Origin of the sequence: Streptomyces sp. NPDC013157 (genome assembly GCF_042899865.1) — a bacterium.
Classification (GTDB): domain Bacteria; phylum Actinomycetota; class Actinomycetes; order Streptomycetales; family Streptomycetaceae; genus Streptomyces.
In genome coordinates this window covers 190,048-204,629 of record NZ_JBIBAK010000006.1, presented here as the reverse complement: position 1 = coordinate 204,629, position 14,582 = coordinate 190,048, and the positions used below count along the sequence as shown (strand labels likewise).

The window sequence follows — 14,582 nt, the reverse complement described above, 5'->3', positions numbered from 1 at the left end:
CTTTTCCAGCGGCAACACCGGCACCGGCCACCCCATTCCCGGGTGCCCGCCGTCAGGTGCACGTGGGAGGATCGGTGCTGTTTCGGCGTACCGACAACGATGCGTATCGACACGAAGGAGTGCCGCCCGTGCCCGGTGAGAATCTGTCCCGCGACGAGGCCCGGGAGCGGGCCGCCCTGCTGTCGGTCGACGGGTACGACGTGTCGCTGGACGTACGGTCCGCCGTCGGGGAGGGCCAGGACGAGCCGCGCACCTTCCGCTCGGTGACCACGATCCGCTTCCGCTGCAACGAGCCGGGCGCGTCGAGCTTCGCCGACCTGATCGCACCGGCCGTGACCGCCGTGACCCTCAACGGCAAGGACCTCGACCCCGGCGAGGTCTTCGACGGCACCCGGATCGCGCTGGAGGACCTGGCCGCGGAGAACGAGCTGGTGGTGGACGCCCGGTGCGCCTACTCCCGCACCGGCGAGGGCCTGCACCGCTTCGTCGACCCCGAGGACGGCGAGGTCTACCTCTACACGCAGTACGAGCCGGCCGACTCCCGCCGGGTCTTCGCCAACTTCGAGCAGCCGGACCTCAAGGCGCCGTTCCGCTTCGAGGTGCGGGCACCCGAGGAGTGGACGGTGTGGAGCAACGGCGCGGGTGAACTCGCCGACGGGGTCTGGCGGTTCGCCGAGACGAAGCCGATCTCGACGTACATCACGTGCGTGGTGGCCGGGCCGTACCACTACGTGACGGACTCGTACTCCCGCACCCTGCCGGACGGCTCGACGCTGGAGATCCCGCTCGGCGCGATGTGCCGCAAGGGCCTCGCCCCCTACTTCGACGCGGACGACGTCTTCCTGATCACCAAGCAGGGCCTGGACTTCTTCCACGACCACTTCGACTACCCGTACCCGTTCGGGAAGTACGACCAGGCGTTCGTGCCCGAGTACAACCTCGGCGCGATGGAGAACCCGGGCCTGGTGACCTTCCGGGAGGAGTACATCTTCCGGGGCAAGGTGACGCAGGCGTCGTACGAGGCGCGCGCCAACGTGATCCTGCACGAGATGGCCCACATGTGGTTCGGCGACCTGGTCACCATGGTGTGGTGGGACGACCTGTGGCTGAAGGAGTCCTTCGCGGACTTCATGGGCACGTTCGCGAACGTCGGCGCGACCCGTTTCGAGAACGCCTGGACCACCTTCGCCAACCGCCGCAAGGCCTGGGCGTACCGCGCCGACCAGCTGCCCTCCACGCATCCGATCACGGCCGACATCCGCGACCTCCAGGACGCCAAGCTCAACTTCGACGGCATCACCTACGCCAAGGGCGCCTCGGTCCTCAAGCAGCTGGTGGCGTACGTCGGCCAGGACGCGTTCCTGGAGGGCGCCCGCCGCTACTTCAAGCGCAACGCGTACGGCAACACGCGCCTCGGCGACCTGCTGTCGGTCCTCGCGGAGACCAGCGGCCGGGACATGGGCGCCTGGGCCGGGAAGTGGCTGCAGACGGCGGGGGTGAACTCGCTGACCCCGCAGGTGCTGCTGGACGGGGACGGCAGGGTGGCCGAGCTGGCCGTGCTGCAGGAGGCGGCCGAGTCGCACCCCGAGCTGCGCCCGCACCGGGTGGCGATCGGCCTGTACCGGCTGGAGGGCGGCGATCTGGTCCGGTACGCGCGTGCCGAGGCGGACGTGGACGGCCCCCGCACGGTGATCGCCGAGCTGGCCGGCGCCGAGGCCCCGGAGCTGGTCCTGGTCAACGACGACGACCTCACCTACTGCAAGATCCGCTTCGACGAGACCTCGCTGGCGACCCTGCGCGGCCACCTCGGCGCGCTCACCGACCCGCTGGCCCGGGCGCTGTGCTGGTCGGCGCTGTGGAACCTGACCCGGGACGCGCTGCTGCCCGCCCGGGACTTCGTCGGCCTGGTGCTGCGGTTCGCGAGCCGCGAGTCGGACATCGGCGTGCTGCAGATGCTCCAGGCGTGGGCGGAGTCGGCGCTGGTCCACTACGTGGCGCCCGAGGGGCGGGAGGCGGCCGGGCGGCTGCTCGCCGAGGGCGCCCTGCGGGAGCTGCGGCAGGCGGCGCCGGGCAGCGAGCACCAGCTGGCCTGGGCCAGGTTCTTCGCGTCGACGGCGGCGGACGCTCCGGACCTCCGGCTGCTCCAGGACCTCCTGTCGGGGGCGGCGGCGATCGAGGGCCTGGACGTCGACCAGGAGCTGCGCTGGGCGTTCCTCGAACCCCTCGCCGCGCACGGCCTGGCCGACGAGTCGGTCCTGGCGGCCGAACTGGCCCGGGACGACACGGCGTCCGGCAAGCGCCACCAGGTGCGCTGCCTCGCCGCCCGTCCGTCGGCGGCGGTGAAGGCGCAGGCGTGGGCGCAGGTCGTGGAGTCGCAGGCGCTGTCCAACGCGCTGGTGGAGGCGACGATCGCGGGCTTCGCCCAGGCCTCGCAGCGGGAGCTGCTGGCTCCGTACGCCGAGAAGTACTTCGAGATCATCGCCGGGATCTGGGAGGACCGCTCGATCCAGATCGGCATGGACGTGGTCCGGGGCCTGTACCCCTCCTTCCAGGACCGCCCGCAGACCCTGAAGGCGACGGACGCGTGGCTGACGGCGCACGCCGACGCGCCTCCGGCGCTGCGCCGGCTGGTCCTGGAGGCCCGGGACGACCTGGCACGGACGTTGCGCGGACAGGAGTGCGACGCGCGGGCCGCCGAGGCCGCCACGCGCTGACCTTTGGCCAACGGTTAGCCTCCGGGTGACCGTTACGCAATTCATTCCATCATGGCCGTAACCCCTGGTCCCCACCCATCCGGACCAGGGGTTTTGGCTCCCTACTCGGCACCCGAACACCCGTCCTTTAGTACCGTGTTGTCCGTATTTTTCGACGAACGCGTAACACCGGTTAAGGACCCGGCCGGCCCCGGGAATCCCGACGCCATGACCCACAACACCCCGCTCTCCCCCCGCCCCCTACGCCACCTGTCCGACGTCCGCCGCCGGGTGCTGACGACGGCCCAGCTCCGCTCGCACGGCGTCGCGGCCACCGAGATCGCCGAGCAGTGCCGGCCGGGCGGCCCCTGGCAGCAGCTGCTGCCCGGCGTGGTCCTGCTCCACCCCGGCCCGCCGACCAGCGAGGAACGCCTGCACGGCGCCCTCCTGTTCACGGCGCGCGAACCGGCCCCGGGCGTCCCGGCGCAGCCGACCCCGGACTCCCCGCACCGCACGGTCTACGCGGACGCGATGATCACGGGCCTGGCGGCACTGACCCTGCACGGCTTCTCCGCGACCCCGCCGCTGCTCGCCCTGGACCACGTGGACGTCCTGGTCCCGCGGATGCGCCGGCTGCGCTCCACCTCCTACGTCCGCGTGCTCCGCACCCCGGCCCTGCCCACCCCCGAGCAGGTGACGGGCCTCCCGGTCGCCCCGGTCCCCCGTGCCCTCGCGGACGCGGTGGCGGACCTGACCGACGCGGAGGCGGTACGGCGGCTGCTGACCGAGGCGGTGCGCGGCGGCCACTGCGAACCGGCGGCGGTGGTGCGGGAGCTGAACCAGGCCAAGCTGCTCTCCCGCCCCCACGTGGTGGACGCCGTCGACTCCCTGGTCGCCGAGGGCCGGGCCATCGCCGAGGCGCGCCTCTACCGGATGGTCCGCGAGCACGGCCTCCCCGACCCGGTCTGGAACGTGGACCTGAGGCTGCCGGGCGGCCCCCACCTGGGCGGCCTCGACGCCTACTGGCCGGAGCAGGGGGTCGCCGTCGAACTGGACACGCGCGCACCGCGCCAGGATGAGGACGCCCTGTGGTCGGAGTACGCCCGCAAGCGGGAGCACCTGGAACGCCTCGGCATCACGGTCGTCTACCTCACCCCGAGGAAGCTCCGCGACGCGATGGAGCAGCAGGCGGCGGTGGTCCGCACGGCCCTGATGGCGGCGGACGACCGCGACCCGGCCGCGCACGTGGTGGTGCTCCCCCGCTGAAAAACGCCCCCGCAACAGCGCCCCGTAAGGGGCGCCGGGGGTACCCCCGGCCGAAGGCTGGAGGAGGAACTGCGCGCCCGGCCACGACGGCGCAGCAGCCGAACGACGGCGAAGCACCGCAGCGTTCAGGCGAGGGGGCCGGGAAAGGGAGGGGCCGCCGGTTCGGAGGGGGACCGACGGCCACTTCTCACGTCGCGATCCGCGGCGCCGTAGGCGCCGAGCCGGGCGTCGATCTCACGTACACCGCCGTCCCACCGGCGGCCCTCACCCGGGTCGTCCGGCTGGCTCACGTACATCTGCCGCAGAGCCGGGGCCAGTTCCCGCACCGCGGTGTCGTCGCGCAGGCGCTGCCACTTTGTGAAGGCCCGCTCCAGGCAGAGCCGGGTCCGCGCGGTCTCCCGCCGGGGCGGATCCGCGTGGAAGCGGGCCGCGCTCAGCCACAGGCGCACGGCGAGGCGGCCGTCGCCGGTGAGGTGGGCGACGTGGGCGCGCACCTCGATCCAGTGGGTCGCCTCGGCCGACTTGACTGCGGCCGCCGGTCCGCTCCGCCCGCGGCGCAGTCGCGGGCGGAGCGGACCGGCGGGCTGCTACTGTCCGCCGACGCCCGGGCGCAGCTCGTCGCGGACGTCGCCGACGACGTGGTCGAGCAGGTCGGCGTAGGCGGCGATCATGCGGGTACGGCTGAACCGCTCGCGGCTCGCCGCCAGCGCGGGCGCGAACAGCTCCCGGTCGGCCACCGCCGCCGACCAGGCGAAGGCGATCGCGTCGGGGTCGAAGGGCGTCACGAACCCGTGTCCCTCGACGATCGAGGCGCTGTCGCCGACGTCCGTCGTGACCGGGACGGCACCGCACATCATGCCCTCGATGAGGCAGAGCGGCGCCGCCTCGCCGGAGGCGGAGGTGAGGGCGACGACGTCGGAGCCGGCGTAGACGGTCTCCATGTCGTGCCGTACGCCGAGCAGGTGCAGCCGGTCGCCGAGGGCGGCCCGGTCGGTGCCGAAGGCGACCTCGATGTCGGCCCACAGGGCGGGGTTGTCCTCGGTCATCCCGGCCCCGCACACGACGACGTGACCGCCGCCCTCACGGGCCAGCCAGGCCCGCGCCGCCCGCAGGAAGAGCGGCACGTTCTTCATACCGGCGTACCGGGCGGCGAACACGACCACGGGGGCGTCGGGAGCGGTGGCGGGGATGCCGAGGGACTCGCGGAAGGCGAGCCGCAGCGCCGCGTCCGGCCGGAAGCGGAGCAGGTCGACGCCGTTCGGGATCACGTGCAGCAGCTCGCCGGGGATCCCGGCGGCCTCGTACGCGTCCCGGGTGGACTCGGCGCAGCACACGCAGGCGACCACCGTGCCGTCCGCGATGGCGGCCTTGAGTTCGTCCAGCGCCGGGCCCTGGTTCTCCGGGTCGGACCGGTGCAGGCAGACGACGACGGGGCGGCGGGGCAGCCCGGCCTGGTTGAGCAGCGCGAGCGGCTGCTCCTTCAGCGACAGGATGACGTCCGCGCCGGCCATGGCCCGGGCCGTATCGGCCAGCTCGGGGCCGCTGAAAACCGACGCCGCGACGGTGCCGTCCACCAGCCCGGCGGTGCGGCCGAGGGAGGAGACCTCGATGCCACCGGCCGTAAGGGCCCGGTAACACGCGTCGTCCTCCATGCGTTGCGTGGTGGCTTCTCGGTGGACCTCACCGTGCAGACTCAGCACCCGATGCCACTGCTGTCCGCCTTCTACCAGGCCCAGCAGCACATCGCTGTGCACGATCCGGGCTCCCCCGGAGAAAAAACCCTCGTAGACCGAGAGCACACGAAGTCCGAGCCGAGCGTCCACACGACCACCTGCCTTGCACCAGATCGAGCCATCCCCGGGATCCGCGGGTTAGCCGATATGAGGCGGTACGGACGTTTCATTCGGATGAACGGAGTGTCTCGTGTCGGAGTCGGATGCGTTTACAGGATCAGTGCCGGACCCGCTGCCGCCAACATCATTCCACTTCCCTCGCTGTCACCCTTCTGACCTGCGCTTTTGCAAGGGCATCCGACTCCCCCGCGCCCTCCGGACGAGTGCGGCCGACGGCAAAAAATCGGCAAGCGGAGCGCCCGGACGCGCGACGATGTCACGAACCGCGGTGGGCGTTGAGGCGGGCGGCCCGGCGGGTCAGGTGGTCGCGTTCGGCGAGGTTCGGGGCCTTGCGGGCGGCCTCGGCGTACAGGCGTGCGGCGGTCGCCGTATCGCCGTCTCGTTCGTGCAGGTGGGCGGCGACGGCGGTGTACCGGGGCAGACCGGCGTCCAGCTCGGCGAGTGCGGCGAGGCCGGCGCGGGGTCCGTCGGCCTCGCCGACGGCGACCGCGCGGTTGAGCCGGACGACGGGGCTGTCGGTCAGGCGGGCGAGTTCGTCGTACCACTCGACGATCTGCACCCAGTCGGTCTCCCCGGCGGTGGGCGCGTCCGCGTGCAGGGCGGCGATGGCGGCCTGCGCCTGGTACTCGCCGAGGCGGTCGCGGGCGAGGGCTCCCTGGAGGATCCCGACGCCCTCGGCGATCAGGCGGGTGTCCCAGCGGCTGCGGTCCTGCTCCGCGAGGGGGACCAGGCTGCCGTCGGGCGCGGTGCGGGCGGCGCGGCGGGCGTGGTGGAGCAGCATGAGGGCGAGCAGCCCGGCCGCCTCGGGGTGGTCGATCCGGGCCGCGAGCTGCCGGGTGAGCCGGACGGCCTCGGCGGCGAGGTCGACGTCGCCGGAGTAGCCCTCGTTGAAGACCAGGTAGAGGACGCGCAGCACGGTGGCGACGTCGCCGGGCCGGTCGAGGCGGACGCCGGAGACGGTGCGCTTGGCCCGGCTGATCCTCTGCGCCATGGTCGCCTCGGGCACCAGGTAGGCCCGGGCGATCTGGCGGGTGGTGAGACCGCCGACGGCGCGCAGGGTGAGCGCGACCGCGGCGGAGGGGGTCAGGGAGGGGTGGGCGCAGAGGAAGTAGAGCTGGAGGGTGTCGTCCGCGGCGGGGACCGGCCCGGGCGGCGGCTCCTCGTCCACCCGGTCCTCGCGCCGGCGGCGGGCGGTGTCCGCGCGGGTCGCGTCGAGGAACCGCCGCCAGGCCACGGTGACCAGCCAGCCCTTCGGGTCCCGCGGCGGATCCGCCGGCCAGACCCGGATCGCCTCGACCAGGGCGTCCTGCACGGCGTCCTCGGCCGCCGCGAAGTCGGCTCCGCGGCGGACGAGGACGGTGAGCACGCCCGGGGTGAGGCTCCTGAGCAGGACCTCGTCCATCAGTGGCAGGACTCCGCGATGGTGGGCGGCGCGGCCAGGAAGGGGCGCACCTCCAGCCATTCGTGGATCGGCTTGCCGCCCGCCCCGGGTGCCGCCGACAGTTCACCGGCCAGCTCGACGGCGCGCTCCTGGCTGTCGACGTCGATCACCATCCAGCCGGCGATGAGGTCCTTGGTCTCGGCGAACGGGCCGTCGGTGACCGGCGGGCGCCCCTCGCCGTCGTAGCGGACCCACATCCCGTCGGGGGCGAGTCCCTGGCCGTCGACGAACTCCCCGGTCTTCTCCAGCCTGGCCGCGAAGTCGTTCATGTACCGGATGTGGGCCGAGATCTCCTCGGGCGTCCACTGGTCCATGGGCACGCAGTTCTCGGGGGCCGGGGCGCCGCGGTAATGCTTCAGCAGCAGGTACTTGGCCATGGTGGTTCTCCTCGGTGCCGGTGCGACCCATTGTGGCCGCCTTCACCTCTGGGACGGAGCCGGCCACGGGTTCTCGACATCGCCGCCGAGGACGCTTTCAGCTCTTTTTCAGGACCAGCTCCGTGTTCCGGTCCGTCGTGTTGCCGGCGAGGGCCTTGCTCGCACCGGGGGCGTTGAAGGCCAGCTCGCGGTAGAGGGCGGCGAGGCCGGTCTGGGAGAGGTCGGAGAAGTCGGTGCGGTGCGGGGCGGCGGACTCGATCAGGGTGGTGAAGAGCGAGATCGTGCCGTCCTTGTTGTCCACCAGCTCGACGATCCGGGCGAGGTGCGGGTAGTCGACGTGCGAGGCGGTGGTGATCTCCCAGAAGGAGTTGCCGTTCGAGGCCTTGTGCGGGGTGATGAGGTTGCGGTGGATGTGGCCGTTCACCCAGGCCAGTACGTTGGTGTGGCGGCTGAGCAGGGTGACCAGCTCGGCACCGGTGTGGCGGCGGTCGCTCGGGTGGGCCGGGTCGGGGCGGGTGTTGGTCATCGACTGGCTGGTGTGGTGGCTGAAGACGACCGCGTAGGAGTCCTTGTTCTCCTTCAGGGTCTTCTCCAGCCAGGTCAGCTGGGTGGTGCCGATCGAGCCGTCGTAGTGGCCGCCCGCGTCCGTCGTGTCGAGGCTGATGCCGATGACGTCGTCGGAGATACGGAAGGCGTAGTACTGGGTGCCCGCGGCCACGTTGGCGCTCGAGTAGCCGTGGCCGACCGGGCCGACGCCCTGGTAGGCCGGGTCCAGGTGGGCCTTGAGGTAGTCCGCGGCGGTGTAGGGGGCGCGCTTCTCGTCGGCGGTGACCGAGCGCATCGACCGGGCGTGGGCCTTGAGGAAGTCGCGGTAGCCGCTGCCCTTGGGGTCCTGGGCGTTGTGGATGGCGTCCTGGAGCTTCTTGGCGTCGGCGTCGGTGACGGACATCAGCTTCTTGCCGGCGACCGCGGCCGCGACGAGGTAGGGGTCGGCGTGCGAGCCGTAGCAGCCGAGCGGCAGGGCGTCGTGGTTGCCGACCGTGGAGTACCAGGGCAGGTTGAGGCCGGGGCTCTTCACCTCGCGGATCGCGGCGGCCAGATAGCCCGCGAGGTGCGGGAAGCCGAGCGCCTTGTCCTGGTCGCGGACGGTCGAGGAGGCCTGCCAGTACAGCTTCATCCCGCTGTTCTGGACGCCCTCGTAGTGCTTGGGGTCACCGGTGTTGGGGGTGATCCGGCCGCCGCTCATCACCTTCATGAACCACTCCAGTTCGGAGTGGGCGTTGTTGTCGGTGTTGTCGCCGGTCGTCATCACGAAGTGCAGCGGCGAGCCGGTGACCGGGGCGCCGCGCAGCGCGTTGACCCGCTCGACGAGCGAGACCGCGCCGGGCACGGTGAGCGCCTCGTGCGGCCGCCAGGCGTGCCGGTCGTGGACGCGGACGTACTCCAGGCGCAGCGGGTGCTGGACGTCCATCAGGTGCAGGTCGGTGAACTGCACGAACGCGGCGAGGGCGGTGCGGCGGTTCTCCCGGCCGGACTTGGCGGCGGCCAGGTCGGAGCGCAGCACGCGCGCCCAGCCTGCGCCGTCGCCGAGCCGCCGGTAGCCGGAGCTGTTGCGGGGCGCGGCGACGGAGGCGAGGGTGGTGCCCTTGGTGTACGGGGCGAGGGGGGCCGCGGCGGCCTTGCGGCCCTCGGCGACCGGCTGCTCCTCGGCCGCGGCGGGGGCGGCCTCGCTGTCGGTGGGACGCAGTGCGTAGCCGACGCCCGCGGAGAGCGTGACGGCTCCGGCGGCGGCGAGCACGGTACGGCGGTTGATCTCCAGTGCCTCGCGGCCCGTGCGGGCCGCGGAGGTGGCGACAGAGCGTATGCGCGACATGGCGCGATCTCCCCGAGTACGAACGCGTCGGCAGTGGTCGCGGGCGGTCGCTTCCGCGAACTTCCCGCTCACTGTGGATCGTTGGCATCGGGGATGACCTGCGCGTGAACGCGGCGGCAACGCGCAGCGCCGATCACCGTACGTGGATCAGCCGAGGTGGGGACCGGTCATGGAGCGGATTGCGGGCGGCCGGGGCCCGGCTACTCCGCGTTCATCTGCCGGGGTAGGGGAGGGTCTCCGGCGCTTACGACTGCTCTTGTGCAAACCGTCCGGCGGCCGGCCGCTCCCGCCACAGCCGCAGGGCGACGTCGACCAGCGGGACGTGCCGGAGGGACGGTACGGCGTCGAGGTCCTGCCAGGCGGCCATGTCGGTGGAGCCGTTCACCTCGTTCCTCAGCTCGCCGCCGACGACCTCGCCGGTGTAGACGATCCGTACGCCGTGGTGGTCGGTGGCGGGGCGCCGCAGACCCGCGCGGGGGAAGCGGACGCGGTTCGAGTCGATGCCGAGCAGGCCGGTGACCTCGATGCGGTAGCCGGTCTCCTCCATGAGTTCGCGGCGGACGGTGTCGTAGGGGTCCTCCCCGTGCTCCATGCCGCCGCCGGGCAGGACCCACTCGGGCGTGCCGTCGTCGGCCGGGGACCGGGCGAGGAGGATCTGACCGTCACGGACACACACGGCGTAGGCCGCCACCCTGAGCTTCTCGCGCACGTCGGCACGGTAGGGCCCGCGGCGGCCGGCGGCCAACGGGATTTCCTCGCACAGCAAGGGCGCAGATAGGGGGTTTTCCCCATACGTTCATATCGATTCGGTCAACGTTCCCAAAAGGCCGTTCCCTTGGGGAAAGCTGTGCGCTTACGCGCCGGTACTTGACCAAGTTCCGGCCACTCCATGCTCGTTCCTTTACCTACAAGGGATGCAGATGACCCTCAGCCCCCAGCACGACCCGATACCGGGCCACAGACGCCTGGGTCGAATAGCCGTCGCCGTCGGTGTCGTGGCCGCGCTCTCCGCCGCCGGGCCGGTACCGCTGGCCGCCGCCGCGGCCACGGCCCCCGCCGCGTCCGCCACCGCCGACCCCGGCGTCAAGTCGGCCCACGACAAGCTCGGTTCGGACGACGCCGAACTGCTCGCCGAGGCCAAGGCCGCGGGCGCCAAGAACGTCACGATGATGGTCGCGACCGCGCCGGGGCAGACCGAGCAGGTCGCCGAGGAGCTGGACGCGGTCAAGGGCGGCTCGGTGGGCCGTACGTACGACAAGCTCGGTTACGTCCGGGCGACCGTCCCCACTGGGCGGGCGGACTCGGCGATCGCCGCCGCCGCCAAGCTGTCCTCGGTGCACGCGATCGACCTGCGCCGAGAGATCCAGCTCGACGACCCGACGGTGAGCGGGACGGACGCGAAGGCCGCCAAGTCGACGTCCTCCTACTCGGGGCCGAACAAGAACACCCCCGCCGAGAACCCCTACAACCCCTCCTTCGAGACGGGCGCCGTCGACTTCGTCAAGGAGCACCCGAAGGCGGACGGCCGGGGCATCACCATCGGCATCCTGGACTCCGGCGTGGACCTCGGCCACCCGGCGCTGCAGAAGACCACCACCGGCGAGCGGAAGATCGTCGACTGGGTGACCTCGACCGACCCGATCGTGGACAGCGACCAGACCTGGCGGCCGATGGTCACGGCCGTGTCCGGGCCGAGCTTCACCTACGGGGGCAGGACCTGGACGGCGCCCGCCGGGTCGTACGAGATCAGCACCTTCAAGGAGTCGTACACCACGGGCGGCGACGCGGCCGGTGACGCCAACCGGGACGGCGACACCACCGACAGCTGGGGCGTGCTCTACGACCCGGCGGCGGGCACGGTCACCGTCGACCTGAACAACAACAACGACTTCTCCGACGACACGCCGATGAAGCCGTACAAGGACGGCTACCAGATCGGCTGGTTCGGCACGGACAACCCGGCGACCGACGTCGTCGAGCGGCAGCCGTTCGTCGTGCAGATCCGCAAGGACGTCCCCATGGACCCGTACGGCGGGGACTGGGTCGGCAAGAAGGCCGACTTCGTCAACATCGGGGTCATCGAGTCCGAGCACGGCACGCACGTCGCCGGCATCACCGCCGCCAACGGCCTGTTCGGCGGGAAGATGAACGGCGCGGCGCCGGGCGCGAAGATCGTCTCCTCGCGCGCCTGCACCTGGACCGGCGGCTGCACCAACGTCGCCCTCACCGAGGGCATGATCGACCTGGTCGCCAACCGGGGCGTCGACATCGTCAACATGTCGATCGGCGGCCTCCCGGCACTGAACGACGGCAACAACGCCCGCGCCGAGCTGTACACGCGGCTCATCGACACCTACGGCGTGCAGCTGGTGATCTCGGCCGGCAACTCCGGCCCGGGTGCGAACACCATCGGCGACCCGGGGCTGGCCGACAAGGTCATCTCGGTCGGCGCGGCCATCTCCAAGCAGACCTGGGCCGCCAACTACGGCTCCCAGGTGACGACCAAGTACCAGCTGCTGCCCTTCTCCTCCCGCGGCCCGCGCGAGGACGGCGGCTTCACGCCCACCCTGGTCGCGCCCGGCGCCGCGATCAACTCCACCCAGACCTGGCTGCCCGGCTCCCCGGTCGCCGAGGCGGGCTACTCCCTCCCGGCCGGCTACTCGATGCTCCAGGGCACCTCGATGGCGTCCCCGCAGGCGGCGGGCGCGAGCGCGCTGCTGCTGAGCGCCGCCAAGGAGAAGGGCATCGCCCTCTCCCCCGCCGACCTGCGCACCGCGCTCACCTCGACCGCCCACCACATCAAGGGCGTTCAGGCGTACGAGGAGGGCGCGGGCCGGATCGACATCGTCGACGCGTGGGAGTCCATCCGCGACCACGCCACCGCGCACGACTACACGGTGAAGGCGCCGGTCGACACCGCCATCGACTACGCGCTGAAGACCCCGGGCTACGGCACCGGCCTGTACGACCGTGAAGGCGGCCTGAAGGCCGGGCAGAAGAAGACGTACGACGTCACGATCACCCGTACCTCCGGAGCGGACAAGGCGATCCGCCACGAGCTGCACCTGGAGAACAACGCCGGGCACACCTTCAAGATCCTCGGCTCCGACGAGGTGACGCTGCCGCTGAACCAGCCGGTGACGGTCAAGGTGCAGGCCAGGCCGAAGAGTTCGGGTATCAAGTCCGCGATCCTGGAGGTCGACGACCCGCGGACCGAGGGCGTCGACAAGCAGATCCTGACGACGGTCGTGGTGTCGGACCCGGTCCACTACGCCTACTCGGCGTCGGGTTCGGTCCAGCGCAACAGCTCCACGTCGTACTTCGTGACCGTGCCCGAGGGCGCCACCTCCCTCGAGGTCGCGATGAGCGGTCTCGCCGACAAGAGCCAGACGCGGTTCATCGCCATCCACCCGTACGGCACTCCGGTCGACAACACCGGTACCCCGTACTGCTACAACAACTACCTGAACGGCAACGGCTGCACGCCCGACGTCCGTTCGTACGCCGACCCGCAGGCCGGGGTCTGGGAGATCGAGGTCGAGGCGCGCCGCACCTCGCCGCTGCTCGACAACCCGTACAAGCTGGGCGTCACCGTGCTCGGCGCGGCCTTCGACCCGGAGACCGTGACCGTGCCCGAGGCGAAGGTCGGCACGCCGGTCACCGCCTCCTGGAAGGTGACCAACAAGTTCGCCGCCCTCGACGGCAAGCTGGTCGGCGGCCCGCTCGGCTCCTCGAAGACGGCCCGCCCGGCCATCGGGGAGGGCGAGACCCAGACCACGACGGTGACCGTGCCGGCGGGCACGAACTCCCTGGACGTGGCGATCGGCAACGTGTCGGACGCCTCGGCCGACCTGGACCTGACCGTGTACGACGCGTCCGGCAAGCAGGTCGCGCAGTCCGCCGACGGCGACTCGGAGGAGGCGGTCTCCATCGCCTCGCCGGCCGCCGGGACCTACACGATCGAGGTCGTGGGCTACTCGGTCCCGGCCGGCTCCACCGACTACGACTACCGGGACGTGTTCTTCTCCGCCGCGCTCGGCTCCGTCACGGTCGACGGGTCGACGCCGGTACAGCTGGCCACGGGCGACTCGGCCACGGTGACCGGCCAGGTCACGGCCGCCGCGGCGGCCCCCGAGGGACGTGAGTTCTTCGGCCGGGTGCAGCTGGTCAACGCGCGCGGCACGGTCGCGGGCGTCGGCAGCGTGCAGATCGAGAAGGTCACGCAGTAACGAAGTCCGGTGCTGGGGGGGCGGGCGTCCTGCGGGGCGCCCGCCCCTTCACCTGTCCGGGCACGTCATGGTCCGCGACGCGGGCAGGTCGCGCACGATCCAGGACCGCTCCGCCGCGATCCGCGCCTCCCCGACGGCGTACCGGTCGGGCACCTGCTGCCCGCTCGTGATGCCGACCAGCAGGCGGGCGCCGGTGCGGATCCGGGCGTCGGTGCCGGACTCGAAGAGGAACTCCACCTCCTCGGCGGTCTTCGCCGGTTTGTAGGCGTGGGTCACGCGCAGGGTGACGCGTTCCTCGCCGGAGTCCGCGAGCTGGCGGACCCCGGTGACCGTGCCCTCGACGACCAGCCGGGCACAGGCGAGGTAGCCGGGGCCGCCGGCCTGCTCCGTGCCGCCCTGGCCCGCCGAGCTCGCCGGGCTGCCCGCGGCCTTGTCGGCGCTGGCGCCGTTGGACATGGAGCCCGTACCGCCGTTCGCCGCGAGCCAGCCGATGCCGAACACCGCCCCGGCGAACGCGGCCGCGAGGGCACCGGCGAGACCGAGGGCGCGGACGCCCGGGTGCTGCCAGGGGCGGCGGCGTCCGGCCGGGCGGGGGCGGGGCTCCGGCCGCGGGGGCGGCGCGGCGAGGGTGCCCCCGATGATCCCGAGGTGCTCGCGCAGGAGCGCCACGTCGGCGGCGGCCGCCCGGTGCTCGGCCATGAAGGCGGGGTCGGCGCGCTGCTCGGCGGTGAGCGGCTCCTCCGCGAGAACGGCGAACAGGGCGTCGGTGCCGCCCGGCTCACCGGGGTCGCCGTGGGGTCCGGCGGGCAGGTGCCCGTCGTGTTCGTCGGGCATGTGGTCGGCGGGCATG

At 72.2% G+C, this 14,582-nt stretch carries 10 protein-coding genes; 3 read left to right on the top strand and 7 right to left on the bottom strand.

Annotated elements, in window-relative coordinates; translation table 11 throughout:
* Positions 1-128: 128 nt before the first annotated feature.
* Together pepN and ACFY6U_RS20275 are read left to right on the top strand one after the other, a co-directional pair.
* The gene (pepN, locus tag ACFY6U_RS20280) at positions 129-2,714 is read left to right on the top strand and encodes an aminopeptidase N (protein ID WP_390040034.1); all 2,586 of its coding nucleotides are present in this window, start codon (positions 129-131) and stop codon (positions 2,712-2,714) included.
* A 207-nt stretch (positions 2,715-2,921) separates the two neighbouring features.
* Positions 2,922-3,959: a hypothetical protein gene (locus ACFY6U_RS20275; protein ID WP_390040032.1), complete on the top strand. Its 1,038-nt coding sequence runs from the start codon at positions 2,922-2,924 to the stop codon at positions 3,957-3,959.
* A 125-nt stretch (positions 3,960-4,084) separates the two neighbouring features.
* Here the strand turns inward: ACFY6U_RS20275 and ACFY6U_RS20270 are convergent, their stop codons facing one another.
* The 6 genes from ACFY6U_RS20270 to ACFY6U_RS20245 all read right to left on the bottom strand — a co-directional run bounded on the left by ACFY6U_RS20270 (position 4,085) and on the right by ACFY6U_RS20245 (position 10,212).
* Positions 4,085-4,453, bottom strand: coding sequence for a hypothetical protein (locus ACFY6U_RS20270; protein WP_390040031.1), 369 nt, complete (start codon positions 4,451-4,453; stop codon positions 4,085-4,087).
* Between the two features lie 93 nt (positions 4,454-4,546).
* Positions 4,547-5,758, bottom strand: a complete 1,212-nt coding sequence (locus ACFY6U_RS20265; protein ID WP_390040440.1) for a glycosyltransferase — start codon at positions 5,756-5,758, stop codon at positions 4,547-4,549.
* A 310-nt stretch (positions 5,759-6,068) separates the two neighbouring features.
* Positions 6,069-7,214, bottom strand: coding sequence for an RNA polymerase sigma factor (locus ACFY6U_RS20260; protein ID WP_390040029.1), 1,146 nt, complete (start codon positions 7,212-7,214; stop codon positions 6,069-6,071).
* Positions 7,214-7,630 carry a YciI family protein gene (locus tag ACFY6U_RS20255; protein ID WP_390040027.1) on the bottom strand — a complete coding sequence of 139 codons (417 nt, stop codon included), beginning with the start codon at positions 7,628-7,630 and terminating at the stop codon, positions 7,214-7,216. Before ACFY6U_RS20255 ends, ACFY6U_RS20260 begins: the two co-directional genes overlap by 1 nt.
* 97 nt (positions 7,631-7,727) lie before the next feature.
* Positions 7,728-9,503 carry a TIGR03767 family metallophosphoesterase gene (locus ACFY6U_RS20250; protein ID WP_390040025.1) on the bottom strand — a complete coding sequence of 592 codons (1,776 nt, stop codon included), beginning with the start codon at positions 9,501-9,503 and terminating at the stop codon, positions 7,728-7,730.
* A 244-nt stretch (positions 9,504-9,747) separates the two neighbouring features.
* On the bottom strand, positions 9,748-10,212 hold the full coding sequence (locus ACFY6U_RS20245; protein ID WP_390040023.1) for an NUDIX hydrolase: 465 nt from the start codon (positions 10,210-10,212) through the stop codon (positions 9,748-9,750).
* A 211-nt stretch (positions 10,213-10,423) separates the two neighbouring features.
* On the opposite strand from ACFY6U_RS20245, the gene ACFY6U_RS20240 reads away from it, so the two are divergent.
* Positions 10,424-13,732, top strand: coding sequence for a S8 family serine peptidase (locus tag ACFY6U_RS20240; RefSeq protein ID WP_390040021.1), 3,309 nt, complete (start codon positions 10,424-10,426; stop codon positions 13,730-13,732).
* Between the two features lie 48 nt (positions 13,733-13,780).
* On the opposite strand, the gene ACFY6U_RS20235 is transcribed toward ACFY6U_RS20240, so the two are convergent.
* Complete coding sequence (locus tag ACFY6U_RS20235) at positions 13,781-14,581, bottom strand: hypothetical protein (protein ID WP_390040019.1); 801 nt, start codon at positions 14,579-14,581, stop codon at positions 13,781-13,783.
* Position 14,582: the final 1 nt, after the last annotated feature.

What these genes read in the sequence shown, in the direction of transcription:
- ACFY6U_RS20275 (WP_390040032.1), top strand. Translation starts at nt 2,922, where the DNA reads ATGACCCACAACACCCCGCTCTCCCCCCGCCCCCTACGCCACCTGTCC.
- ACFY6U_RS20260 (WP_390040029.1), bottom strand. Translation starts at nt 7,214, where the DNA reads ATGGACGAGGTCCTGCTCAGGAGCCTCACCCCGGGCGTGCTCACCGTC.
- ACFY6U_RS20255 (WP_390040027.1), bottom strand. Translation starts at nt 7,630, where the DNA reads ATGGCCAAGTACCTGCTGCTGAAGCATTACCGCGGCGCCCCGGCCCCC.
- ACFY6U_RS20250 (WP_390040025.1), bottom strand. Translation starts at nt 9,503, where the DNA reads ATGTCGCGCATACGCTCTGTCGCCACCTCCGCGGCCCGCACGGGCCGC.
- ACFY6U_RS20240 (WP_390040021.1), top strand. Translation starts at nt 10,424, where the DNA reads ATGACCCTCAGCCCCCAGCACGACCCGATACCGGGCCACAGACGCCTG.
- ACFY6U_RS20235 (WP_390040019.1), bottom strand. Translation starts at nt 14,581, where the DNA reads ATGCCCGCCGACCACATGCCCGACGAACACGACGGGCACCTGCCCGCC.